We start from the raw sequence: 24,005 nt of genomic DNA, 5'->3' as shown, positions 1-24,005 counted from the left end.
AGGAAGAACAAAATGACTAACTATTGCTTACCCGAACACATCACCCCAGAGATTTTCCTACGTGATTATTGGCAGAAAAAACCGTTAATTATTCGTAATGGCTTGCCACAAATTGTGGGGCAATTTGAGCCAGAAGATATTATTGAATTGGCACAAAATGAAGATGTCACGGCACGGCTGGTAAAAACCTATGCCGATGATGATTGGAAAGTGAGTTTTAGTCCTCTTTCAGAACAGGATTTTGACAATTTGCCTGCACGCTGGTCAGTGCTAGTGCAAAATTTAGAACAATGGTCAACGGAACTCGGTGATCTTTGGAATGCCTTTGGCTTTATTCCCCAATGGCAACGGGACGATATTATGGTATCTTACGCCCCCAAAGGCGGTTCGGTAGGGAAACATTATGATGAATATGATGTATTCCTTGTACAAGGTTACGGTCAACGCCGTTGGCAACTGGGCAAATGGTGTGATCCTTGTACCGAATTTAAACCCAATCAGCCGATCCGTATTTTTGATGATATGGGTGAGTTGGTGATTGATGAAGTGATGAATCCCGGCGATATTCTCTATGTTCCTGCCAGAATGGCACATTTTGGCGTGGCAGAAAGCGATTGTTTAACCTTTTCTTTCGGCTTGCGTTACCCCAATTTGAGCGATATTTTAGACAATGTGAATAAAGGGTTCTGCCATAAAAATCCTGACATTGATCTTTCCACCTTTTTATTGCCACTGCGTTTGGAGCAAACGCCACAAGCCACAGGCAAACTAGGACAACCTGAAATTCAAGTGATAAAAGCCCAACTGATTGAAAAATTGGCTCAATCGGCAGAATTTGATCGCTTGTTCCAACAGGCTCTCGCCCAAACCGTCACAGCACGCCGTTATGAAATGTTGGTGTCTGATGATGTGGCAGATCCTGATGAAATTCTGGCATTATTGCAAGACGAAAGTGCAGTGATTTCACAGGATAATAATTGTAAACTGGCTTACCTTGAGCAACCTGAATTAGAAATTTACGCCAATGGTGAATGGTTAGATGAGTTAAACCCATTGGAAAAAGCCATTTTAAAAGCCCTTGCGGATGGTGAACAGCTTGATTTATCGGCAATTCAACAGTTAACAGATGACGATATTGATATTGCTTTATTAATAGACAGTATTTGCAACTGGGTCGATGATGGCTGGGTGGTGATTAAATAAGAATACGAATAGATTTATTATATCAATCATTGGTAAAAAAGCCGTTATCAAAAGATAACGGCTTTTAAAATTGAGTGGCGGAGGAAGTGAGATTCGAACTCACGGAGGGCGTAAACCCTCGCCGGTTTTCAAGACCGGTGCCTTCAACCGCTCGACCATTCCTCCGCAGATCTTCTGTTGAAGTGCGGTGAAATATAATATAGTTTTTAGGTTGAGTAAACTAAATTTTACTATTTCAGCTTTAACAGTTGATATTTTATACAAATCCCCCATATTCTGTTATGATGAGTTCGAAATACTTTGACTTTTCATTCATTTAACATTAATTTAACGCTAGTCATTTTTATTATCTTTAGAGGAAAAACCTATGCAACAGCAATCTCGTATTGTTTTTGATGGTCGTGAGCAATCTGAATCACTACTACAAACCCACAAAGTGTTACGCAACACTTACTTTTTATTAGGTCTAACATTGGCATTTGCGGCTGTTGTGGCTTATATTTCCATGTCATTAAATCTACCTTATCCAGGGATTATCGTGATGTTAGTCGGTTTCTATGGTTTACTATTCCTAACTAATGCCTTGGCGAATAGTGCTGCTGGCATTTTAGCGGTGTTTGCCTTTACTGGTTTTCTTGGCTATACCATCGGACCGATTTTAAATGCTTATGTCGGTGCAGGCTTAGGTGACACCATTGTATTGGCCTTAGGCGGAACTGCGGCAACATTCTTCGCCTGTTCGGCTTATGTGCTGACCACGAAGAAAGATATGTCATTCTTATCTGGCATGATGTTTGCTTTATTTATCGTATTATTGATCGGTATGATCGCCAATATTTTCTTACAAATGCCAGCCTTGCAAGTGGCAATAAGCGGTTTATTCGTATTATTCTCCGCTGCAGGTATTTTATTTGAAACCAGTAATATTATTCACGGTGGTGAAACCAATTATATTCGTGCTACGGTAAGTCTGTTCGTTTCAATTTATAACCTATTTATTAGCTTATTAAATTTACTCAGTATTTTCCGTGGTGATGATTAATTTGACTAAATTTACAAAATAATCATCAAACGTCCCTATTATGGGACGTTTTTTTGTTATAATCAGATTAAAAGTAGGAATAATCTATGCTGGAAGTCAATCAAATCCAAATAGACACAGATGCCGCAGGTTATTTGTTGGACTTAACTCAGTGGAACAAAGATGTTGCGTTAGCCATCGCAGAAAAAGAAAATTTGCAGCTCACTGAAGCCCATTGGGAAGTCATTTATTTTGTACGCTCGTTCTATGAAGAATATAAAACTTCACCCGCAATTAGAATGTTAGTGAAAGCCATGGCTCAGAAATTAGGTGAAGATAAAGGTAATAGTCGCTATTTACAACGTCTTTTTCCTGACGGTCCAGCCAAGCAAGCGACAAAACTCGCTGGATTACCCAAACCAGCAAAATGCTTATAAGCCAAATGATAATCAATATGATAATGAGAATGGTTATCGCTTGACAGCTGAGGAAATATACCTATAATTCGTGGGGCAATTAGCAATCATGTTAACTTTGCAGTTTAAATTTTCATTTAATTTAAGGAGAAAATATGAAAAAACTTGTTAATCTCATGTTAGTTACCCTATTGAGTGCGGTCGCCACGGCAGGTTATGCCAAATTTAAAGTGGTAACAACTTTTACGGTTATTCAGGATATTGCCCAAAATGTGGCTGGAGATGCCGCTGAGGTGCATTCTATTACCAAACCCGGAGCGGAAATTCACGAATATCAACCAACCCCGAAAGATTTGGTACAGGCTCAATCAGCGGATTTAATTTTATGGAACGGCTTGAACCTTGAACGTTGGTTTGAGAAATTTTTCCAGAATATGAAAGACGTACCCGCCGTGGTGGTAACAGAGGGAATTACGCCATTATCTATTTATGAAGGCGAATATCAAGGTAAACCGAATCCACATTCTTGGATGTCAACCTCAAATGCGTTGATCTATATTGAGAATATTAAAAATGCCTTTATCAAATACGATCCTGCCAATGCGGAAATCTACAGCAAAAATGCTGCAGCTTATGCGGAGCAAATTAAAGCCTTAGATGCACCGTTGCGTGAAAAATTGATGCAAGTACCTGAAGATAAACGTTGGTTAGTCAGTTGCGAAGGGGCATTTAGCTATTTAGCCAAAGATTATGGTTATCACGAACTCTATCTTTGGGCAGTCAATGCCGAGCAACAAGGCACCCCAAAACAAGTACGCAAAGTGATCGATGCAGTACGTAAAAGCAATATCCCTGTGGTCTTCTGTGAAAGCACCATTTCAGATAAACCAATGAAACAAGTGGCAAAAGAAACGGGAGCAAAATTTGGCGGTGTGCTTTATGTGGATTCTCTGTCTGCTGCCAATGGTCCTGTGCCAACCTATATTGATTTATTAAAAACCACGGTTTCTACTGTTGTAAAAGGATTCGAAAAATAATGTCAAACCTTACTGCTGCCATTCAGGTTGAAAATGTGACCGTTCGTTATAACAACGGACATATTGCGATTCAAGATGTTTCATTCCAACTGGAGGGAGGGACGATCTGTGCCTTGCTCGGTGTCAATGGTGGCGGTAAATCGACTTTATTTAAAAGCATTATGGGCTTGATCCGCTATCAACAAGGCAATATTCAGCTTTGCCATTTGCCAGTGGAAAAAGCCCTTAAACAGAACCTGATTTCCTATGTACCACAAAGTGAAGATGTGGACTGGCAATTTCCTGTTTCCGTGTATGATGTGGTGATGCAAGGGCGTTATGGTTATATGAATTTTCTGCGAATTCCCACCGCACTTGATAAACAAAAAGTACAACAGGCAATGGAACGGGTGGATATTTCGCATTTGGCAGACCGTCAAATTGGTGAACTTTCAGGCGGTCAGAAAAAACGGGTCTTTTTGGCTCGTGCATTAGCCCAACAAAGTAAAGTCATCTTATTAGATGAACCCTTTACAGGGGTCGATGTAAAAACGGAAAACGCGATCGTGGATTTACTCGGTCAATTACGTCAAGAGGGGCATTTAATTTTAGTTTCCACCCACAATTTAGGCTCTGTCCCTGATTTTTGCGATCAAGTAGTAATGATTAACCGCACAATAATCGCCGCAGGCTCAACGGAAACTACGTTCAATCAACACAATCTGGAAAAACTGTTCGGCGGTGTATTACGTCACGTTAAGCTCGCCAATCGAGATTTACATGATGATGAAGACCAACGGGCAGTCACCGTTTTAACCGATGATGAACGCCCTGCCGTGTTCTATGGGCAAACCAAAATCGATCCGCCCGCTCCAATCAGCAAAAAAGATGTACAGGAACAGCCATAATGTTAGACATTTTACTTGAACCCTTTAATTACAATTATATGGTCAAAGCCATTTGGGTAAGTGCTGGCGTTGGGGGGATTTGTGCCTTTTTATCCGCTTATTTAATGCTGAAAGGTTGGTCACTGATTGGCGATGCCCTTTCTCATTCGGTCGTACCCGGTGTCGCCATTGCTTATTCCTTATCTTTACCTTATTCGGTAGGGGCATTTTTTTCAGGCATTTTAGCCGCACTGTCAATTTTATGGGTAAAATCCATCACTAAACTCAAAGAAGATGCAATTATCGGCTTTATTTTCACTACTTTTTTTGCTGTTGGTTTATTAATCGTTTCACTCAACCCGACTTCCGTTGATGTACAAAGCATTGTGCTAGGCAATATTTTAGGCATTGCCGATGAAGATGTTATACAAATCGCCATTATTATTACCATCAGTAGCGTATTATTACTGCTGTTTTGGAAAAATTTATTGTTGGTTTTCTTTGATGAAATTCAAGCTATTTCGGTAGGTTTATCGCCTTATCGTTATAAAGTGTTATTTTTCAGCCTGTTAAGTGCTTGTATTGTGGCAGCATTACAAACCGTAGGGGCAATTTTAGTCATCGCAATGGTGGTTACCCCAGGTGCGACCGCCTATTTACTCACCGATAAATTCCATAAACTGATTATTATTGCGGTATGCCTAGGCATTAGCACCAGCATTGTAGGGGCTTATATTAGCTATTTCTTAGACGGTGCAACGGGTGGATTAATCATCTGCCTGCAAACCTTATTATTTTTGTTAGCGTTCTTTTTCTCGCCTAAATATGGTGTATTTATGCGAAACAAACCGCCTGTGACTGTGGAGAATCGCTAATGGAAACCTTGATGAATTGGTTTATTGAACCGCTCTCTTACCCATTTATGCAAATGGCATTAGCCACAGCGATTGTGGTCGCTATCGTTTGTGCCGTGTTATCTTGCTATTTGGTGTTAAAAGGTTGGTCATTAATGGGCGATGCCATTTCGCATGCCGTGTTACCTGGTATTGTTATCGCTTATGTGTGCGGTCTGCCGTTGATGCTCGGGGCATTTTTATCGGGCTTGTGTTGCTCGCTTGCCATTGGCTATTTAAAAGAAAACAGCCGAATTAAAGAAGATACCGTGATGGGCATTGTGTTTTCAGGCATGTTTGCCTTTGGACTGGTGCTGTTTGTCAAAGTAGAAAGTGACCAACATTTGACCCACGTTTTATTTGGTAATTTGCTCGGTGTAGGCGTTGAAAATTTCCTGCAAATTTTAGTGGTTTCGGCGGTTATTTTTTTCACTATGTTATTAAAACGCCGTGATTTCTTACTTTTCTGTTTCGACCCAAGCCATGCTCGGGTGGCGGGGTTATCTCCGAGAATATTGCATTATGGTCTATTAACCCTATTGGCTCTCACCATTGTCGCCGCCATGCAAGTGGTAGGGGTGATTTTAGTGGTCGCCATGCTGATTTCACCTGGGATTACCGCCTTTATGCTGACCAAAAAATTTGACTATATGATCGCCATCGCCATGCTCAGTTCCGTACTGTCCAGTTTCTTAGGCACATTAATCAGTTTTCATCTTAATGCAGATATTGGTCCTTGTATTATTTTGTTACAAGCGGTGATTTTCATGTTGGCATTGATTTACTCAAAGTTTACAATGCAATCCATTAAAGAGATAAAAAGTGCGGTGTAAAAAATGAATAATTTTCAATTAGAACAAATAATTAACCAAAAATTAAATACTCAAGCCATTAATGATTACGCTCCCAATGGATTACAAGTAGAGGGCAAAGCGGAAATCAAAAAAATCATCACGGGAGTAACCGCAAGCCTTGCCTTAATTGATTACGCCATTGAGCAAAATGCCGATGCGATTTTAGTCCACCACGGCTACTTCTGGAAAAGCGAAAATCCTTGTATTCGAGGCATGAAAGGCGAACGGATTAAACGCTTGTTAGTCAATGACATCAATTTATACGGCTATCATTTACCGTTGGATATTCACCCTGAATTGGGCAACAACGCCTTGCTTGCCAAACTGCTCGGCATTGAAAATTTACAACCGTTGGAACAAGGTTTAAGCAGTATTCCGATGTGGGGAAGATTAATCCAACCCGTTTCCGTACAGGAATTTAGCCAACGTATTACACAACGATTAGGCAAAACCCCACTCACCTGTGAGGTGGAAAAATTCAATAAAAATGCACCGCACTTTATCCAAAAAATCGGCATTTGCACAGGTGGCGGTCAAGGCTATATCGATCTGGCTTATGCACAAGGCTGTGATGCCTTTATCAGCGGTGAGATTTCCGAACAAACCACTCACTCCGCCCGCGAACAAGGGATTCACTACTTCGCCTGCGGACATCACGCCACCGAACGTTGTGGAATCAAAGCATTAGGTGAATGGCTTGCAAACGAATATGGGTTTGAAGTGGAATTTGTCGATATTGATAATCCAGCATAATGATGAAAACCATTTATTTAATTCGCCATGCAGAAAGCCTCGCCAATTCAGGGGCAAAAAGTTTACCAGATCGGGACATTCCATAATCCCCTACAATAAACTATTTCGCAAAATACGATTCACTCTGGTCTGCCAGCCAGCACCAGAATTTTTAAGGTGATCGACAATCTCTTTATCTAAACGAATAGACACAGCTACTTTAGTTTGGGCTGATCTTGGGCGACCACGGCGAATCAATTTGTCACCTTGATATAAATCTGCCTGCACAAAATAAGCATCATCAAGCTCTGGTGCTTCATCTAAGGTATTGTTGATATTTTCTAATTTCTCGCTCATTGGCTTTCCTCATTGAAATAATACGTCTGTGGGTTGGGTTGATTGAATTAGGGCGATATGTCCAAACAATAACAACAATTTGCGTTGACTGTAGCTTCCCAATAGAAATATAACGAATTTCACCGTAATTGTGCCTCGTATCTTCCAACGTAAAATGCTTTCCCTCAAAGATTTCATTAGCTACTGTAAAATCCAGCCCTCTTTCAAGTAACGTTATCTCTCGTTTTTTAGAATCAAATTCAATTTGTAACATAAACATTATAACTCTACATTTCTGTATATACAATAATTTTTAATTACATCAATCTTACCTAAAGACTAAAAAACAATGCTACTTTTCACCGCAGTTTTTGGAATCTAAATCACAAAAATAAGGATAATTTATGGGTATTGATCCATATAGTGCAACATAAAAAATCTGATAAACCATAAAATAGTATTAGTTTTGACAGAATTTGACATAACGACCAAAGTGTGTTTATTATAAAAGTGTCTAGTCATTAACCAACTGATGGCTAGATATTTAAAACAATAAAATAAATTAAGGAGAGCATTATGAGTCAATTCGATAAAAAACGTGAAGAGTTATTAGATGAAATCCGCGATATTTTAACTAATGCGGAAGAACTATTTGACGAAAAAAGTAAATCTGGCGAAGCCGAATTAAAAAAATTGAAAGAAAAATTAAGTTCTCGTGTAGGTGATGCAAAAGAAAAATTTGCGAGTTTACAAGAAGATGCCATTGCAGGGGCAAAACAAGTCGTCAAACAAACTGATGAGATTGTGCAAGAAAACCCTTATAAAGCTATTGGTGTAGCAGGTGTTATTGGCTTATTATTAGGCGTATTAGTCAGTAAAAGATAATTAATCTGATTAATTCTCACCTTGAGTTGCTTGTTCGCCACAGGCAACTCAATTCATATTCTATGCTAAGGAAATCCGATGCAAGCAATTCAAAATATTAAAACGGGTGTAAAAAATATGCTGATTACGTTACTTGAATTAGCACAAGTTCGCTTAGATATGGCTCGTATCGAACTGATTCAACAAAAAGAACAATTAGTCATAACGCTTATTTCGGCTTTATTATTCATTGTTTTTTTGCTTATCACCCTTATCAGCGGTCTGTTTGCCGTTAATGTCTATTTTGAAGATCCCAGCCAACGACTTATTGCTTTTTTAACCATTAGCGGTATTACCTTATTATTGGCGGTGGCGGTTATTTTCATTATTTTAAATTCCTTAAAAAAACAACGCACTTTTATGCAAAATACGCTTGAGGAAGTAAAATTAGATATTGCCACCCTAAAACAAGCGGCTAACAGCACGAATAAACATGAATAAGCGGGGGAAAAATGAAAGATCAATTTGCTGAAGAAAAAGAATTACTGATTATGAAAGGCGATGCCTTGCGTATGAAATTATTAGCTCAGGGATTGCGTACAAAGCAAAACATATCCGATCCTGTCGCACAACTAAAAAGTATCAGCTCAACTTTATCACAACCTGCCGTCCGTGCCTTGTTACTTTCTTTAATCAATCGGAAATTGTTATCAGTTCGCGGATTAACTTACTCTGCTCTGGGATTAGGGGCGATCTATCTATTAAATAATAAGCAAAAATAATTCTTAAGTCAGATTTACGTTATTTCTTTTTTCCCTTATACTAAGCAAAATTTCTTAATCACATCTTAAAACTAGGACATATTATGGGTTTCTTAACAGGTAAACGAATTTTAGTAACAGGTCTTGCAAGTAATCGCTCTATTGCTTATGGTATTGCAAAAGCCATGAAAGCACAGGGTGCTGAACTTGCTTTCACTTATTTAAACGATAAATTACAACCACGGGTGGAAGAATTTGCCAAAGAATTTGGTTCAAATATTGTGTTGCCATTAGACGTTGCAACTGATGAAAGTATTCAACACTGCTTTGCGGAATTAAGCAAAAGTTGGGAAAAATTTGATGGTTTTGTGCATGCTATTGCTTTCGCACCAGGTGACCAATTAGATGGTGACTATGTAAATGCAGCGACTCGTGAAGGCTATCGTATTGCTCACGATATTAGTGCCTATAGCTTTGTAGCAATGGCTCAAGCTGCTCGCCCTTTGTTAAATCAAAATGCTGCTCTTTTAACCCTGTCTTATTTAGGGGCAGAACGTGCGATTCCAAACTATAACGTCATGTGTTTAGCCAAAGCCTCGCTTGAAGCCGCAACACGTGTAATGGCAGCAGATTTAGGTAAAGACGGTATTCGTGTGAACGCTATTTCCGCAGGTCCAATCCGTACGCTCGCAGCATCTGGTATTAAAAACTTCAAGAAAATGTTAGCAGCATTTGAAAACACCGCCGCATTACGCCGTACCGTGACTATTGATGACGTAGGCAATTCTGCTGCATTCTTATGTTCTGATTTAGCCTCTGGCGTAACAGGCGAAATCTTGCACGTTGATGCAGGCTTTAGTATCACCGCAATGGGCGAATTAGGCGAAGAATAAACCTAGTTTTTCGTATTTTTGTATGGGCGAACCGATGTGTTCGCCCGTATATTATTTTATAAGACAATAAAAATGTTTCAAAACAATCCCCTACTCTCTCAACTCAAACAACAACTTCACGATAGCAAAGTACGTGTCGAAGGCACGGTAAAAGGTACAGATAAAGCCTATGGTTTCCTCGAAACTGATAAAGACACCTTTTTTATTGCCCCTCCCGATATGAAAAAAGTCGTACACGGCGACAAAATTAAAGCCGTGATCGAAGAAGTGGGCGATAAAAAGCAAGCCGTTCCCGAAGAATTAGTGGAAACCATGCTCACCCGTTTTATCGCTAAAGTGCGGTTTAATAAAGACAATAAATTACAAGTATTAGTGGATCACCCTAATATTAATCAGCCGATCGGTGCCGTTCAATTAAAATCCGTGCCTGAAGAATTAAAAGAAGGTGACTGGGTAGTGGCAACCCTTAAAACACACCCACTACGTGATGATCGTTTTCTATTTGCTCAGGTCAGTGAATTTATTTGCCGTGCAGATGATGAATTTGCTCCGTGGTGGGTGACGTTGGCTCGTCATCAACAATCTCGCTATCCCGTGCAAGGACAGGATAGCTATGCTATGCTCGATCAACAAACTCGTGAAGATTTAACCGCACTTCATTTTATCACCATTGACAGCGAAACCACGCAGGATATGGACGATGCTTTATATATCGAAAAGATCGAGCAAAATAATGCACAAACAGGCTGGCGTTTAGTGGTGGCGATTGCTGATCCGACTGCTTATATTGATGTCAATTCACAAATTGAAAAAGATGCAAAACAACGCTGTTTCACCAATTATTTACCTGGCTTTAACATTCCTATGCTGCCACGGGAATTATCAGACGATCTTTGTTCTTTAATGCCAAATAAAACTCGCCCAGCCTTAGTTTGTTATATTGAAACCGATCTTAAGGGCGAAATCACAAACCAACCTTATTTTGTTTCCGCTTATGTGCAATCCAAAGCGAAACTGGCTTATAACAAGGTATCTGATTATCTGGAGCAACAACCTAATGCGTGGCAACCTGAAACAACGGAAATAGCAGAACAGGTCAACAATTTACACCAATTTGCGTTGGCTCGTATTCAATGGCGTAAAACGCACGGTTTATTATTTAAAGAAAAACCAGATTATAGTTTTGTGCTTGCAGAAAATGGGCATATTTTAGACATCAAAGCTGAACATCGCCGTATTGCTAATCAAATCGTGGAAGAATCTATGATTATCGCTAATATTTGTGCAGCACATTATCTTGATGAACAAGCTAAAACAGGCATTTTCAACGTCCATAAAGGTTTTGATAATAAATTTCTGACTAATGCTCACCATTTCTTAATGGCGAATTTTGCTAATGATGATAATCGAGCAGAATTAGAACAACGTTATTCCGTAGAAAACTTAACTACACTCAATGGCTATTGCCAAATGCGACATGACATTGAACCATTTGCAGGTGATTATTACGAATTCCGCCTACGTCGTTTCTTAACCTTTGCCGAATTTAAAGCAGAATTAGCACCGCACTTTGGCTTAGGATTAACAGGTTATGCCACATGGACATCCCCAATCCGCAAATATTCCGATATGGTTAATCATCGCTTAATCAAAACCGCGATAGCCAACCAGCAAGGAGAGAACTTACCTTTCATTAAATCATCAGATGACATTTTGGCACGTCTGCAAGAATCACGCCGTCAAAATCGCTTAGTAGAACGGGATATTGCCGATTGGTTATATTGCCGTTATCTGAATGAAAAAGTGGCAGAAAAACCACAATTTGAGGCGGAAATACAAGATGTAATGCGTGGGGGGTTACGTGTGCAACTGTTAGAAAATGGGGCAAGCGTGTTTATTCCAGCCTCCACCATTCACCCGAATAAAGACGAAATGGAAGTCAATTCTGATGAAATTGCGTTATATATCAAGGGGGAACGCTGTTATAAAATTGGTGATATTGTTAAAATTCAGCTAAATGAAGTCAAACTTGAAACTCGGAGTTTAATTGGGGAGTTAGTGATTTAAAGTAATAAATCTGCCCCTTCATAATATTTAGTATCTATAGGGGCAGAGAACATACTAATCTATGCCTTGGTAGGCTTGACAATCTCACTCGGGTAACAACCTAATACTTTCAAAAAAGTACTATATTCTTTTAATTCTTGCAACACTTGTTGGGTGTTGGGATGATGAATATTGGCTTCAATTTCCAAATAAAACATTTCTTCCCATGGCGTACCATAAATTGGGCGAGATTCGAGTTTGGTCATATTAATTTGGTGTTTCTTAAACACATACAACGCATCAACCAACGCACCCGCCTGTTGGCGAGTGGTCATTAATAACAGGGTTTTACTGGCAATTTGTGGCGAAACCGATAAAGGTTCTTTCGCTAGTACAATAAAACGGGTAATATTATTGGGTTGATTTGCAATATCCGTTTTTAATACTCGCAAACCATATAAATGACCACCATCTTCATTACCTAAGGCGGCAATATTCGGTTTATTCAAACTGGCGACTAATTCCATGGCATGCGAGCTACTTTCACAGTATTCAATATGCACACGATCCAAACTACGAATGAATTGGCTACATTGCTGAATGACTTGTGGGTGACTATACAACGTATCAATTTGACTAAGATCCTGTTGTTCGTTCACTAGCACACAATGTTTAATGGGATAGGCTAATTCTCCCACCAACGAGAGATCGGTATGTTGTAATAAATCATACACATCATTAATGGAACCTGATGTGGTATTTTCTAACGGCAACACCCCGAAATCAGCTTCACCTGATTTGACTTTATCAAAAATCTGTTCAAAGGAACTACAACTTAATTCTACTAATTGTTCTTGATAACGTGTGGCATAATTACGAGCCGCTAAATGTGAATAAGAGCCACGTTTGCCTAAAAAAGCAATATGAATATTCTGCTCACGTTGTTGGTTGAGTTTTTTCTGTAAATAAACCTGTTGTGTTACTACTGAATCTTCAATAATCCGCTGAAAAATTTGGGTAATATATTGTGGTTCAAGCTGATAATTCTGGCTTTCCGCAAAATTGACTAATTCTTGTAATAAGATTTGCTCACGTTCTTCATCACGTAAGGGTTTTTGGGTAATTTCTTTGCTCCGCACCACATCAAACGCCAAACGATGACGTTCCGATAACAATTTTAGTAAACTACGGTCAATTTGGGTAATTTGCTGACGAATTTCGGTTAAATCCTGTGCCATAAAATAACAATATCCTGTAATAAAAATGAGGGTCTGATGAACTTTCAACAGACCCGATTATAGCATAGGGCTAAGATTAACGATAAATAATCTCGCCTTTTGGCTCAAATTTGCTAGCATCCAATGGTGAATGTTTTTGTAAATATTGTTTCATCACATCGGCATCAATAAAGCCAGAATCCACATAGCTTGGATGATTTTTCAATACTGGATAACCGTCACCACCTGAGGCACTATAATTTGGCAAAGATAAACGATATTTTTTGCTTAGATTTAATGGCTCGCCTTTGATTTTAATCTCCGTGACAGTTTTATTCGCATAATCTACTACCATAGAAATTCCAACAAATTGCGGATAACCACCAGAATCGGTTTCTTTTAATGCCACCACGTTTAAATAGTCTTGTAGTTCTTGTCCAGTTAAATCAGCATAACTTACTGCATTACCAAAAGGTAATACTTTCAAAATATCACGATAGGTAATTTCACCCTCATTAATAGAATCACGCACGACACCTGAATTCACAAGTCCTACATCAGCGTTGACTTTATCCCGTTCTACTTCTGCCACTAAACGCCCTAAGTTAGTTTGTTTAAAGCGAACTACCGTACGATCACCTTCTAATTTACCTTTAACACTTCCCACTTTTTCACCCAATAATTCGTTACCCTTTTCTTGATAAGATTTGACCAATTTTGCCACTTCGGGATCTTGTGGAATTTCATTAGTATAGAATTGATATTCGGTTTTACCCTCTGCTGTCTTAACTTTTTTCTTCAAATTTACGGGAATAAGTTGATAATGTTCTAATTTTAATTCGCCATTTTTAAAACTAAAATCTGCTCGACCTAAATATTTGCCCCATTCGTAAGCCTGCATAATCCATGTGCCATTTTGATAATCAGGTTTACAAGGATCTGTTGGCTTATAGTTTTCAATCCATACGCCTTTTTCATCTACACAAACAGGGTCATGGGTGTGAGCACCGATAATCATATCAAATGCACCTTTATCCAACTTACGTGCCATTGATACATCACCTGGTGCATTTGAGCCAAATTTACCATCATAATAATACCCCATGTGAGTCAGGGCAATTTTTACATCTGGCTTTTCATTTTGTGCCAACTCCGCCAAGACTTTTTTCGCTGTTTCCGTTGGATCATCAAAACGAATCAAATTCATATATTCAGGATTACCTAATTTTGCCGTGTCTTCCGTAGTTAAGCCCACGACAGCAATTTTTAAATCCTGTTTATTTAAAATGGTATAAGGTTTCACTAAATGCTTACCTGTTTTTTTCAAGTAAATATTTGCACTCAAGAATGGAAATTTTGCCCATTTCTCTTGCATATCAAGTAGTTGCAATGGATTATCAAATTCATGATTACCTAATGTCATGGCTTCATAACCGACCATATTCATCGCTTGAATATCGGGTTCGGCATTTTGTGAATCGGATTCTGGTACACCCGTATTCACATCTCCCGCATTGAGTAAGACCACTGTTCCTCCTTGTTTTTCGACTTCTGTTTTGATCTGGTCAATTAATGTTTTTTGAGCAGCTAAACCAAACTCGCCTTTGTCATTTGGAGCAAAGTGTCCGTGTAAATCATTGGTATGTAATACGGTAAAATGATAAGTCTTATCTTGTTGATATGCCATGGCTGAAGCAGCAAGCAACGCCATAGAAAGTGCGGTCATTTTTGACAAAATTTTCATAATAAGTCCTTCTAAATGAAATGATAGATACAAAAAAAGCCATACTCAAAAAAGTATAGCTTTTTAACCAATTTTATTAAATTAACACTTGCTGTGTTATCATATAACCTTTTGGCACGACTTGTTTATCTTCAAAGGTCACAAATTCCCAAGCCTCTTGATTATCTAATAAAGCTCGTAATAATTTATTATTTAAGCCGTGTCCAGATTTATACGCACTAAACTCACCGATAAGGTTGTGACCGCACATATATAAATCACCGATAGAGTCCAACATTTTATGGCGAACTAATTCGTCTTTAAAACGTAAACCATCTTCGTTTAGCACACGGTAATTATCCAATACGATAGCATTATCCAAACTACCACCTAAAGCCAAACCTTGTGATTGAAGATATTCAATATCTTTCATAAAAGCAAAGGTTCTTGCTCGGCTAATTTGTTGCACAAAATTTTGTGCTGAAAAATCCAATTTATAATGGCTTAATTTTTTTGGAATCGCTGGGTGATTAAAATCAATCGTGAAATTCAAACGGAAACCACTATAAGGCTTAATTTCCGCCCATTTATCACCATCTTCTACTCGTACCGTTTTCTTTACACGAATAAATTTTTTCGCCGCATTTTGTTCTTCGATGCCAGCATCAAGTAATAAATAAATAAACGGACTTGCACTACCATCCATAATCGGAATTTCTGGAGCGTTAACTTCAATGATCACATTATCAATGCCTAACCCTGCTAAAGCTGCATTAAGATGTTCAACAGTAGAAATACGCACGCCCTCATCATTCACTAAACAAGTACAAAGCATGGTATCACGTACAGCTTTTGCATCCGCAGGGAAACTAACAGGCGGATTAAGATCGGTACGACAATAAATCACCCCCGTATTCACCGCAGCTGGGCGTAAATGCAAAGTCACTTTATTACCGCTGTGTAATCCCACACCAGTCACTTTAATGCTTTGTTTTAATGTTCTTTGTTTAATCATATTTTGTCTCAACTTTATCCAAAATATTAACTATTTTGTTTAGTTATTATTGCCACGTAAAAAATGTGGCACACTATTGCCTGGAATAAAGGTATTTTCACCTAATGGTGCAGGTCTTTTTATTTCTTCTCGTGGTGGTGGAACATTTTGTCCTCCCTGTTGCAGATTTTGGGATGATCCTTGACCTGCGATTGAAGATAAAGTTGCTACAGGTTCTTCAAAATCACCAATACCCGTAGCGACAATGGTCACACGAATTTCATCTGACATATCTGGAACTAAACTGGTTCCCACCACAACGGTTGCTTCATCTGAAGCAAAAGAACGAATAATATCACCTACCGCATAGAATTCATCTAAACCCAAGTCTAAACCAGCGGTAATATTGACTAATACCCCTTTAGCTCCAGATAAATCGACATCTTCTAACAATGGGCTTGCCACCGCATCTTGAGCAGCTTTTTCGGCACGTCCATCACTTGATGCACCTTTAGCAATACCCGATCCCATCATAGCTCGTCCCATCTCTGACATTACTGTACGTACGTCAGCAAAGTCAACATTGATTAGCCCTGGAGAAGTAATCATATCAGAAATACCCGTAACCGCATTACGAAGAATATCATTTACTGCAGAAAATGCTTGAACTAACGTGGTATTTTTACCTAATACTTTCAATAATTTTTCATTCGGAATACTAATTAAAGAGTCAACGTGTTTGGATAGCTCTTTAATACCTAATTCCGCAAATGCCATACGTTTTTTACCTTCAAAGGAGAACGGTTTAGTTACTACTGCAACAGTAAGAATACCTAATTCTTTTGCTACTTGTGCAACAATAGGAGCGGCACCTGTACCTGTACCACCGCCCATACCTGCTGCAATAAATACCATATCCGCACCCTCAAGCATCGCACGAATTGCATCTTGATCATCTTCGGCAGCTTTACGCCCTACATTTGGATTTGCCCCTGCCCCTAAACCACGTGTGGTTTCTGCACCGATTTGTACGGTTTGTTGAACCCTACTTTTGCGTAAAGCCTGAGCATCTGTATTCACTGCATAAAAGATAATTTCGCCATGTTCATCACTAGCAAAAGAATCTTCTCCAACTAGCGAACCTCCATTACCTAGTAAACTCTCCATCATATGGTTAACAGCATTACCACCGCCACCACCGACACCGACCACTTTAATCAGCGTGCGACCAACTTCATCATCAAAATCATATTGTACAGGTTCAAACATTTATATTCTCCGTAGGTGCTAAACGAGCCTAGCACATAAACTATTCTAAAATTTTTCCTATTGTAGATGAAAAATGCAAAATTATCAAAATTCCGAGCCAACTTTCTTTAAAATTTCTTTCGTTTTATCATAAATTCTGCGTAAAAAACCTCCAGATGTTGTATCATTACCAGTGGTTCCATCTTCTCCATCATTATCATGACTATATTGTAATAAGCCGAGTACAGTCGCATATTGTGGTTTATTTACATAATCAGTTAATCCTGTGATATTCAATGGATTTCCAACCCGAACATGAAGACCAAAGATTTCTGTAGCACATTTTGCAATATCTTCCATATTCGCTCCACCACCAGTTAACACAATACCTGCAATTAAATCTGCTTTAACATCTTTCTTAATCAGCTCTTGGCGTAAATTATCTAACTCATTTTTTACCACCCACAACAGATCAGAATAACATTTTGATGTCACATTTACAATTTGTGCTTTGCTAAAGGTACGAGCAGTCTCTCCACCTAGTCCTGCTACTTCGACCTTTTTCTTGGCAAAATGTTCAATTAAATCTTGGCTAGGATTGACCGCACTTCCATAATTAATTTTAATATTTTCGGCTTCATGGCGAGATGTGGTTAAACTCTGAGCTACAAAATCGGTAATATCATTGCCACCATAAGGGAGTACCTTGCTATAGCGTAATGCTCCGTTGGTATATACCATGATATCCATGGAACCAGCACCAAAATCTATCAAGCAAACGCCCAAATCTTTTTCATCTTCGGTTAATACTGAATAGCTTGATGCCAAGCCAGAAAAGACCACTTTATCTACTTTTAAACCACACTGTTCTACTGCTTTTTGTAGATTACTTAACCAAGCCTGATGACAACCGATAAGATGAGCCTGTGCTTTTAAACGCATGCCTTGTAAACCCAACGGATTTTTTATATTTTGTTGTTGGTCAACGGCAAATTCTTGCGGAATAACATGTAATAAAGATAAACCTTCGGGCAATTTGACCGAACTTGCGGTGTGCATAGCTGAATCAATTTCTTCCTGAGTCACTTCATTATTAGCAATCGGCTCTAAACCACTGTCATTGAAACTTTGGATATGTTTCCCAGTTATTGCTAATGTAACTGACATAATTTGGCAATCCGCCACTGCTTCTGCACTTTCAATCGCACGCTGAATAGATTTTACCACCGCAGATAAATCACTAATGCTACCTCTATCAATACCTTTAGATGGACAACTCCCATAACCCAACACATTTACAACGCCATCAGGTAATACTTCACCAACCACAGCCACCACTTTTGATGTGCCGACTTCTAATCCAACAATAATGTTTGATTCTACAATTTTTGCCATATTCATCACTTCGCTATTTATTTAATAATATCAGTGAAACTCACTGCCGCACCCACTTTATATCTTAGATCAACATAATTAATTTTTTTATTTTCAGGCACTTCAATTTGTGGATAAATTGTCACAAAACGATCAATCTTACTTTTCCACTCGCCACGTCCTAATTTTAAGGTAATGTCGTTATCTAACATAATTTCCCAAGAACCCCGTTCATTTACCGCTAGGATCTTTAGGTTTAAATTTTTTGCTTTTAAATCTTTATAGATTTTATACCATGCCTCTAGCACTTCACGACTTTGATAATCTGACCCGAATAACCGTGGCATATCCTTATTTTTCAGCTTATCAACGGGTAAACTAAACACTGTACCATCGCTTGCCAGAAACTCTTTTTCATTCCAATAAGCCACTGGTGTATATTCTGTGACTAATACACTTAACCGATCTGGCCAAATTTTACGTACCAACGCACCTTTAATCCAAGGAATTGATTGAATTTGTGTACGCACCGCATTCACATCTTGCCCGAAAAAGCCTTTTAATTTGCCCATCTGTAAAATTTGATTTCTCACATCTGAATAAGTGGTATATTGTGGCGAACCTAACAATGCAAAAGAACTAATCGGTTTATCGTCTAATTTTTCTAACCAGTTTTGCCAGTTGGTATAAGTATAATATAGCAAACCTAAGCACAATAGCAAAAGTAATGGTTTGATCTGAATTAAACTTTTCAGATCAAACTCTGGCATTTTGACTGTTTTCTGCTTCGATTTATGTTTAATCACGGACATTAAACACTTAACTCCAAGATTTTTTCTACTAACTGCTCAAAAGAATAACCCACCGTTTTAGCTGATTTTGGAAATAGGCTGTGGCTCGTCATTCCTGGTGTGGTATTCACTTCTACTAAACGGAAATTTCCTTTGCTATCGGTCATCACATCAATTCGACTCCAACCACGACAACCGACCACGTCATAAGCACGTTTCACCAAGCTACGTAATTCTTGCCAACGTTCATCACTTAATGGCATCGGGCAAATATATTGTGTATTATCAGAAATATATTTCGCTTCATAATCATAAAATTCACCCTCGGGAACAATTTGTACCGCTGGCAACACTTCATCACCTAATACTGGCACAGTCAATTCATCACCAGACAACCATTCTTCAATTAATACCGTATCATCATGTTGTAGGGCTAACTCTACTGCGGCTTTTAAATCTTCCACCGCTTTGACTTTAGTCAACCCAACGCTGGAACCTTCACGTGAAGGTTTTACCATTAATGGCAAACCTAAGCGAGCCACCACTGCTTGCGGATCGAGTGAAAGTGCGGTGTTTTTAGTGACAATTTCCATATCAGCAATCGGTAAACCAAAGCCTTTCCATAACATTTTAGTTCGCATTTTATCCATGGTTAATGCAGATGTCATAACTCCACAACCCGTATATGGCAAGCCGATTTGTTCCAATACGCCTTGAATCACACCGTCTTCGCCGCCCCGTCCGTGCAAAATATTAAAGGCACGATCAAAGCCTTGTTCGCTTAATTCAGCTACGCTAATTTCTTTTGGGTCGAGTGGGTGAGCGTCATAGCCTTGCGAACGTAATGCTTGCAGTACAGCAGCCCCTGAATTTAAGGAAACTTCACGTTCTGCTGATGTGCCACCTAATAATACGGCGATTTTTTGTTGTTTTAATGGTTTCATTGAATTATCTCTTTACTTTTATTCTGCTTATTTCGTCCACAATTCCACAAGATTGCGAGAAAGTTTACTCACATTGCCCGCCCCTTGTGCCAAAATTAAATCACCATCTTGTAGGATTTGATCCATAATTTCAGGTAACTGACTATGATCCGCCACAAAAATTGGGTCAACTTTGCCTAAATTACGAATAGAACGAGCTAACGAACGGCTATCTGCCCCTGCAATCGGTTGTTCTCCTGCGGCGTACACATCAAGTAAGACTAATACATCTACTTGCGATAATACTTGTACAAAATCATCAAATAAATCTCTGGTACGAGAATAACGGTGCGGTTGGAAAATCATCACCACCCGTTTATTTTGCCAGCCTGAACGAGCCGCTTGAATGGTAACGCCGACTTCAGTAGGATGATGACCATAATCATCTATCAACATCACTTTACCATTCGGACGAATAAACTCACCCAGTTGATCGAAACGGCGACCAGCCCCTTGGAAATCGGCAAGTGCGGCTAAAATCGCATCATTGTTAATGCCTTCTTCTTTGGCTACCACTAAAGCTGCGGTGGCATTTAACGCATTGTGTTTACCTGGTACATTTAATAACACATTAATTCGTTCACCCGTTGGGGTAATCACATCATAATGTCCTTGAAAACCTGTTTGCTCGTAATTCTCAATACGATAATCGGCTTTTTCGCTAAAACCATAAGTCATCACTTGACGACCCACTTGCGGGACTAATTCCATCAGCACATCATCGTCCGCACACATCACGGCTAAACCATAAAACGGCAAATTGTGTAAGAAATTCACATACGTCCGTTTCATTTCTTCAAAATCACCATGATAGGTTTCCATGTGGTCTGGTTCAATATTTGTTACCACAGACACCATGGGTTGTAAATGTAAAAATGAGGCATCACTTTCATCTGCTTCGGCAATTAAATAACGACTTGCCCCTAAATAAGCATTAGTACCAGCAGATTTCACTAATCCCCCATTGACAAAGGTTGGATCTAAACCTGCTTGGGTATAAATCATCGAAATCATCGCCGTTGTAGTGGTTTTTCCGTGCGTTCCTGCAATCGCAATACCATGACGGAAACGCATAATTTCAGCTAACATTTGAGCGCGTTGAATCACTGGAATCCGTTTTTCATGGGCAGCCACCACTTCCACATTATCTGGCTTAATCGCACTGGAAACTACCACTACACTGGCATCTTGCACATTTTCTGCTTGATGAGAAAAATAAATTTTTGCCCCTAAAGAAATTAAGCGATTTGTCACCGCACTTTCTGCAATATCCGATCCCGTGACGGCATAGCCCTCATTTAATAGTACTTCCGCAATACCGCCCATTCCAGCACCGCCAATCCCTACGAAGTGAATTTGGCGAACTCGTCGCATACTTGGCACAGATTGTCTAATTTTTGCTTGTCTAATCGTTTCTTGTGATTGTGTCATTTTTATTATCTCACTTTCTTAATGTTAATTGGCATTTTGTATAATCACTTCTGCTACACGTTGAGCAGACAACGGCGTTGCCATGGATTTTGCATTAATTGCCATTTGCTGTAATTTATTTAAATCTAATTGATTGATTAACTTCACCAAAACATCAACATTCAAATCTGCTTGCTCAACGATATAAGCAGCGTTTGCATCTGCCAAATATTTAGCATTTAAATATTGTTGACGATCCTTATGTTGGAACGGCACAAAAATCGCTGGTGTACCCACTGCGGCTAATTCACATACTGTCAATGCACCCGAACGACAAATCACTAAATCTGCCCAAGCGTAGGCTTCTGCCATATTATCAATAAATTCGCTAATTTTCACCGCACTTCGCACATTTTCTGGATAAAGTGCAGTAACATTTTCTACCGAACCTGCTCCAACTTGATGACGGACATCTAATTTATCAGCTAACCGAGCCACCACCTGCGGAATGGTTTGATTTAACACTCTCGCCCCTTGGCTTCCACCCACCACAAGGATTCTTAATTTACCATTATTATGGGCTAAACGTTGCGTAAAACGTTGTTCTGGACTTGCCATTTGAAACAAATCCGCACGTACTGGATTACCCACCACTTCAGCATCAGGAAAAGCGGTTGGAAAGGCTTGTAATACCGCTTTGGCAATTTTAGCTAACCATTTATTGGTGAGTCCTGCCACGGCATTTTGTTCATGTAAAATCACTGGCACACCACAAAGTTTAGCCGCAATGCCACCTGGACCCGATACATAACCGCCCATACCTAACACCGCATGGGGTTGATATTGTTGGATAATTTTTCTCGCTTGTAACACGGCTTTAGTTATCGCAAAAGGTGCTTTCAATAACGCTCCGATACCTTTACCACGCAAGCCAGAAATTTTAATAAATTTAATTGAAATACCATGTTTAGGGACAAGTTGGGCTTCCATACGGTCGGCGGTGCCTAACCAGCAAATTTCCCAACCTTGTTGCTGTAAATATTGTGCTACTGCAATGGCTGGAAAAACATGACCGCCAGTGCCACCCGCCATCACTAATAATCGTTTTTTTTCTCTATTCTGTTGCACCTAATTTATCCCCGAAATTTTTAATCATCTCGTAATCTCGCATGACCACCACGCATAAGCCTATTTTCATGATCAATCCGTAATAAAATGGCAATACTAATGGACATAATAATCACACTCGAACCACCATAACTGACTAATGGAAAGGTTAACCCTTTGGTCGGTAATAAGCCTAACGCCATACCTAAATTCACAAAACCTTGGAAGAAAATCCAAAAGCTAATGCCAAACGCAAAAAAGCCTTTAAAACGTTGTTCTAATAATAAAGATTCTTTACCAATTTTCATGGCTCGGAAAACCAAAGCAGCTAATAGGAAAACCATTAACAATATGCCTAAAAAGCCAAATTCTTCGCCCATTACCGCCATCACAAAGTCAGTATGTGCTTCGGGTAAATATTCTAATTTTTGAATAGAATTGCCTAAGCCCTCACCAAAAAATTCACCTCGTCCAAATGCCATTAATGAGTTAGACAGCTGAAACCCTGTACCGTAAGGGTCTTGGAAAGGATCCATAAACCCCGTTAAACGTTTTAAACGATAGGCGGAAGTTAATACTAACCACACAAATAATACGACCCCTAAGCCCATTAATAGCACGAATTGTAAAAAATGCGCCCCGACAATAAACAACAAGCCAAAGGTAATCACGAATAATACCACCGTACTACCTAAATCTGGTTGTAATAATAAAAACGCCCCCATTACCCCTACTACAAGGAAAGGTTTCACCGCACTGAGTTTACGGCTACGCACTTCATCGTAACGGCGAGTAAAATAGCTGGCTAAAAAACAAATTAAAGCTAACTTAGCAAATTCTGCTGGTTGGAAACTAAATAAAGGAAAAGGCAGCCAACGTCTAGCTCCATTGACTGATTTACCAATACCAGGAATCGCCACTGCCACTAATAAAATAATGGAAATAAAGAAAACCCACATATAGTATTTTTCCCATTTATCCATCGGAATTTTTAAGAAAAAATAACAGACAATAAAAGACAATACCACATTCATGGCATCACGTTTAGCATAATAAAAAGGATCTAATTCATTACGAGTACCCACTGGAATAGATGCTGATGTAACCATAATAAAACCAATAAACAGCAAGATCACAAATAACCACAACAGCGTGCGGTCATACAGCACATTACTTGGCGTAATGGTTGTCCAGCGTTGATAACTCTCTTTTAAATTACTCCAAAACCCCATGACA

The 24,005-nt window shown here is 39.1% G+C and carries 25 protein-coding genes and 1 tRNA gene; 13 read left to right on the top strand and 13 right to left on the bottom strand.

The features are described 5' to 3' along the window. Nucleotides 1–12: 12 nt before the first annotated feature. Nucleotides 13–1,203 (top strand): JmjC domain-containing protein, encoded by a 1,191-nt coding sequence (locus tag O1Q80_RS04860; protein WP_386696018.1) that lies wholly within the window; start codon nt 13–15, stop codon nt 1,201–1,203. 75 nt (nt 1,204–1,278) lie between these two features. Here O1Q80_RS04860 and O1Q80_RS04855 read toward each other — a convergent pair. Continuing rightward, a tRNA-Ser gene (locus O1Q80_RS04855) sits at nt 1,279–1,368 on the bottom strand. A gap of 202 nt (nt 1,369–1,570) precedes the next feature. Between O1Q80_RS04855 and O1Q80_RS04850 the strand changes: the two genes are divergently transcribed. From O1Q80_RS04850 to O1Q80_RS04820, 7 genes are all read left to right on the top strand, one after another. Next, the gene (locus O1Q80_RS04850) at nt 1,571–2,245 is read left to right on the top strand and encodes a Bax inhibitor-1 family protein (protein WP_386689888.1); all 675 of its coding nucleotides are present in this window, start codon (nt 1,571–1,573) and stop codon (nt 2,243–2,245) included. A gap of 86 nt (nt 2,246–2,331) precedes the next feature. Beyond that, complete coding sequence (locus O1Q80_RS04845; RefSeq protein WP_386696016.1) at nt 2,332–2,661, top strand: TusE/DsrC/DsvC family sulfur relay protein; 330 nt, start codon at nt 2,332–2,334, stop codon at nt 2,659–2,661. A gap of 134 nt (nt 2,662–2,795) precedes the next feature. Beyond that, on the top strand, nt 2,796–3,677 hold the full coding sequence (locus O1Q80_RS04840) for a metal ABC transporter substrate-binding protein (RefSeq protein WP_386696014.1): 882 nt from the start codon (nt 2,796–2,798) through the stop codon (nt 3,675–3,677). Further along, nucleotides 3,677–4,564, top strand: coding sequence for an ATP-binding cassette domain-containing protein (locus tag O1Q80_RS04835; protein WP_386696012.1), 888 nt, complete (start codon nt 3,677–3,679; stop codon nt 4,562–4,564). The genes O1Q80_RS04840 and O1Q80_RS04835 overlap by 1 nt, the downstream gene beginning before the upstream one ends. Then, on the top strand, nt 4,564–5,418 hold the full coding sequence (locus O1Q80_RS04830) for a metal ABC transporter permease (protein ID WP_386696010.1): 855 nt from the start codon (nt 4,564–4,566) through the stop codon (nt 5,416–5,418). Before O1Q80_RS04835 ends, O1Q80_RS04830 begins: the two co-directional genes overlap by 1 nt. Further along, nucleotides 5,418–6,269, top strand: a complete 852-nt coding sequence (locus O1Q80_RS04825) for a metal ABC transporter permease (protein ID WP_386696008.1) — start codon at nt 5,418–5,420, stop codon at nt 6,267–6,269. Before O1Q80_RS04830 ends, O1Q80_RS04825 begins: the two co-directional genes overlap by 1 nt. Before the next feature lie 3 nt (nt 6,270–6,272). Further along, complete coding sequence (locus O1Q80_RS04820) at nt 6,273–7,043, top strand: Nif3-like dinuclear metal center hexameric protein (RefSeq protein WP_386689870.1); 771 nt, start codon at nt 6,273–6,275, stop codon at nt 7,041–7,043. 90 nt (nt 7,044–7,133) lie between these two features. On the opposite strand, the gene O1Q80_RS04815 is transcribed toward O1Q80_RS04820, so the two are convergent. Together O1Q80_RS04815 and O1Q80_RS04810 are read right to left on the bottom strand one after the other, a co-directional pair. Continuing rightward, entirely contained in the window at nt 7,134–7,379 is a 246-nt protein-coding gene (locus tag O1Q80_RS04815; protein WP_386696006.1) for a BrnA antitoxin family protein, read from the bottom strand. Then, nucleotides 7,339–7,632 (bottom strand): BrnT family toxin, encoded by a 294-nt coding sequence (locus tag O1Q80_RS04810; RefSeq protein WP_386690214.1) that lies wholly within the window; start codon nt 7,630–7,632, stop codon nt 7,339–7,341. The genes O1Q80_RS04815 and O1Q80_RS04810 overlap by 41 nt, the downstream gene beginning before the upstream one ends. Nucleotides 7,633–7,931: 299 nt before the next feature. On the opposite strand from O1Q80_RS04810, the gene O1Q80_RS04805 reads away from it, so the two are divergent. The 5 genes from O1Q80_RS04805 (at nt 7,932) to rnb (ending at nt 11,943) form a co-directional block, all read left to right on the top strand. Then, on the top strand, nt 7,932–8,243 hold the full coding sequence (locus O1Q80_RS04805) for a YqjD family protein (RefSeq protein WP_386690212.1): 312 nt from the start codon (nt 7,932–7,934) through the stop codon (nt 8,241–8,243). A gap of 78 nt (nt 8,244–8,321) precedes the next feature. Further along, nucleotides 8,322–8,723, top strand: a complete 402-nt coding sequence (locus O1Q80_RS04800) for a phage holin family protein (RefSeq protein WP_386689866.1) — start codon at nt 8,322–8,324, stop codon at nt 8,721–8,723. 11 nt (nt 8,724–8,734) lie between these two features. After that, nucleotides 8,735–9,004 (top strand): hypothetical protein, encoded by a 270-nt coding sequence (locus tag O1Q80_RS04795; RefSeq protein ID WP_386696004.1) that lies wholly within the window; start codon nt 8,735–8,737, stop codon nt 9,002–9,004. Nucleotides 9,005–9,087: 83 nt separating this feature from the next. Continuing rightward, nucleotides 9,088–9,876: an SDR family oxidoreductase gene (locus O1Q80_RS04790; RefSeq protein WP_386689861.1), complete on the top strand. Its 789-nt coding sequence runs from the start codon at nt 9,088–9,090 to the stop codon at nt 9,874–9,876. Between the two features lie 72 nt (nt 9,877–9,948). Continuing rightward, nucleotides 9,949–11,943, top strand: coding sequence for an exoribonuclease II (rnb, locus tag O1Q80_RS04785; protein WP_386696002.1), 1,995 nt, complete (start codon nt 9,949–9,951; stop codon nt 11,941–11,943). 59 nt (nt 11,944–12,002) lie between these two features. Here the strand turns inward: rnb and pheA are convergent, their stop codons facing one another. The 10 genes from pheA to ftsW form a co-directional block, all read right to left on the bottom strand. Beyond that, nucleotides 12,003–13,160 carry a prephenate dehydratase gene (pheA, locus tag O1Q80_RS04780; protein WP_386689857.1) on the bottom strand — a complete coding sequence of 386 codons (1,158 nt, stop codon included), beginning with the start codon at nt 13,158–13,160 and terminating at the stop codon, nt 12,003–12,005. 76 nt (nt 13,161–13,236) lie between these two features. Then, on the bottom strand, nt 13,237–14,883 hold the full coding sequence (ushA, locus tag O1Q80_RS04775; protein ID WP_386696000.1) for a bifunctional UDP-sugar hydrolase/5'-nucleotidase UshA: 1,647 nt from the start codon (nt 14,881–14,883) through the stop codon (nt 13,237–13,239). Nucleotides 14,884–14,959: 76 nt separating this feature from the next. Next, entirely contained in the window at nt 14,960–15,877 is a 918-nt protein-coding gene (lpxC, locus tag O1Q80_RS04770; RefSeq protein WP_386689853.1) for a UDP-3-O-acyl-N-acetylglucosamine deacetylase, read from the bottom strand. 39 nt (nt 15,878–15,916) lie between these two features. Next, a complete protein-coding gene (gene ftsZ / locus O1Q80_RS04765; RefSeq protein ID WP_386695998.1) occupies nt 15,917–17,125 on the bottom strand; it encodes a cell division protein FtsZ in 1,209 nt (402 codons plus the stop codon). Between the two features lie 84 nt (nt 17,126–17,209). Next, nucleotides 17,210–18,499: a cell division protein FtsA gene (gene ftsA, locus O1Q80_RS04760; RefSeq protein ID WP_386695996.1), complete on the bottom strand. Its 1,290-nt coding sequence runs from the start codon at nt 18,497–18,499 to the stop codon at nt 17,210–17,212. 17 nt (nt 18,500–18,516) lie between these two features. After that, a complete protein-coding gene (locus tag O1Q80_RS04755) occupies nt 18,517–19,290 on the bottom strand; it encodes a cell division protein FtsQ/DivIB (protein ID WP_386695994.1) in 774 nt (257 codons plus the stop codon). Beyond that, nucleotides 19,290–20,213 carry a D-alanine--D-alanine ligase gene (locus tag O1Q80_RS04750; RefSeq protein ID WP_386695992.1) on the bottom strand — a complete coding sequence of 308 codons (924 nt, stop codon included), beginning with the start codon at nt 20,211–20,213 and terminating at the stop codon, nt 19,290–19,292. Before O1Q80_RS04750 ends, O1Q80_RS04755 begins: the two co-directional genes overlap by 1 nt. Before the next feature lie 27 nt (nt 20,214–20,240). Next, nucleotides 20,241–21,683, bottom strand: a complete 1,443-nt coding sequence (gene murC / locus O1Q80_RS04745; RefSeq protein WP_386692640.1) for a UDP-N-acetylmuramate--L-alanine ligase — start codon at nt 21,681–21,683, stop codon at nt 20,241–20,243. Between the two features lie 24 nt (nt 21,684–21,707). After that, the gene (gene murG / locus O1Q80_RS04740) at nt 21,708–22,754 is read right to left on the bottom strand and encodes an undecaprenyldiphospho-muramoylpentapeptide beta-N-acetylglucosaminyltransferase (protein WP_386696147.1); all 1,047 of its coding nucleotides are present in this window, start codon (nt 22,752–22,754) and stop codon (nt 21,708–21,710) included. Between the two features lie 56 nt (nt 22,755–22,810). Further along, complete coding sequence (ftsW, locus tag O1Q80_RS04735) at nt 22,811–24,001, bottom strand: putative lipid II flippase FtsW (protein WP_132301354.1); 1,191 nt, start codon at nt 23,999–24,001, stop codon at nt 22,811–22,813. Nucleotides 24,002–24,005: the final 4 nt, after the last annotated feature.

Source organism: Lonepinella sp. MS14435 (assembly GCF_042485795.1).
Lineage (GTDB): Bacteria > Pseudomonadota > Gammaproteobacteria > Enterobacterales > Pasteurellaceae > Lonepinella.
The sequence above is the reverse complement of the archived record's forward strand: the minus strand, read 5'-3'. Positions and strand labels throughout refer to the sequence as shown.

Bases quoted from the DNA above. Each gene is read 5' to 3' on its own strand.
- O1Q80_RS04825 (WP_386696008.1), top strand. From the start codon at position 5,418: ATGGAAACCTTGATGAATTGGTTTATTGAACCGCTCTCTTACCCATTT.
- O1Q80_RS04750 (WP_386695992.1), bottom strand. From the start codon at position 20,213: ATGAAACCATTAAAACAACAAAAAATCGCCGTATTATTAGGTGGCACA.
- ushA (WP_386696000.1), bottom strand. From the start codon at position 14,883: ATGAAAATTTTGTCAAAAATGACCGCACTTTCTATGGCGTTGCTTGCT.
- O1Q80_RS04815 (WP_386696006.1), bottom strand. From the start codon at position 7,379: ATGAGCGAGAAATTAGAAAATATCAACAATACCTTAGATGAAGCACCA.
- rnb (WP_386696002.1), top strand. From the start codon at position 9,949: ATGTTTCAAAACAATCCCCTACTCTCTCAACTCAAACAACAACTTCAC.
- ftsW (WP_132301354.1), bottom strand. From the start codon at position 24,001: ATGGGGTTTTGGAGTAATTTAAAAGAGAGTTATCAACGCTGGACAACC.
- O1Q80_RS04860 (WP_386696018.1), top strand. From the start codon at position 13: ATGACTAACTATTGCTTACCCGAACACATCACCCCAGAGATTTTCCTA.
- O1Q80_RS04810 (WP_386690214.1), bottom strand. From the start codon at position 7,632: ATGTTACAAATTGAATTTGATTCTAAAAAACGAGAGATAACGTTACTT.
- ftsZ (WP_386695998.1), bottom strand. From the start codon at position 17,125: ATGTTTGAACCTGTACAATATGATTTTGATGATGAAGTTGGTCGCACG.
- O1Q80_RS04820 (WP_386689870.1), top strand. From the start codon at position 6,273: ATGAATAATTTTCAATTAGAACAAATAATTAACCAAAAATTAAATACT.
- murG (WP_386696147.1), bottom strand. From the start codon at position 22,754: ATGGCGGGTGGCACTGGCGGTCATGTTTTTCCAGCCATTGCAGTAGCA.
- O1Q80_RS04830 (WP_386696010.1), top strand. From the start codon at position 4,564: ATGTTAGACATTTTACTTGAACCCTTTAATTACAATTATATGGTCAAA.
- O1Q80_RS04795 (WP_386696004.1), top strand. From the start codon at position 8,735: ATGAAAGATCAATTTGCTGAAGAAAAAGAATTACTGATTATGAAAGGC.
- O1Q80_RS04800 (WP_386689866.1), top strand. From the start codon at position 8,322: ATGCAAGCAATTCAAAATATTAAAACGGGTGTAAAAAATATGCTGATT.
- O1Q80_RS04850 (WP_386689888.1), top strand. From the start codon at position 1,571: ATGCAACAGCAATCTCGTATTGTTTTTGATGGTCGTGAGCAATCTGAA.
- ftsA (WP_386695996.1), bottom strand. From the start codon at position 18,499: ATGGCAAAAATTGTAGAATCAAACATTATTGTTGGATTAGAAGTCGGC.
- O1Q80_RS04840 (WP_386696014.1), top strand. From the start codon at position 2,796: ATGAAAAAACTTGTTAATCTCATGTTAGTTACCCTATTGAGTGCGGTC.
- pheA (WP_386689857.1), bottom strand. From the start codon at position 13,160: ATGGCACAGGATTTAACCGAAATTCGTCAGCAAATTACCCAAATTGAC.
- O1Q80_RS04845 (WP_386696016.1), top strand. From the start codon at position 2,332: ATGCTGGAAGTCAATCAAATCCAAATAGACACAGATGCCGCAGGTTAT.
- O1Q80_RS04835 (WP_386696012.1), top strand. From the start codon at position 3,677: ATGTCAAACCTTACTGCTGCCATTCAGGTTGAAAATGTGACCGTTCGT.
- murC (WP_386692640.1), bottom strand. From the start codon at position 21,683: ATGACACAATCACAAGAAACGATTAGACAAGCAAAAATTAGACAATCT.
- lpxC (WP_386689853.1), bottom strand. From the start codon at position 15,877: ATGATTAAACAAAGAACATTAAAACAAAGCATTAAAGTGACTGGTGTG.
- O1Q80_RS04755 (WP_386695994.1), bottom strand. From the start codon at position 19,290: ATGTCCGTGATTAAACATAAATCGAAGCAGAAAACAGTCAAAATGCCA.
- O1Q80_RS04790 (WP_386689861.1), top strand. From the start codon at position 9,088: ATGGGTTTCTTAACAGGTAAACGAATTTTAGTAACAGGTCTTGCAAGT.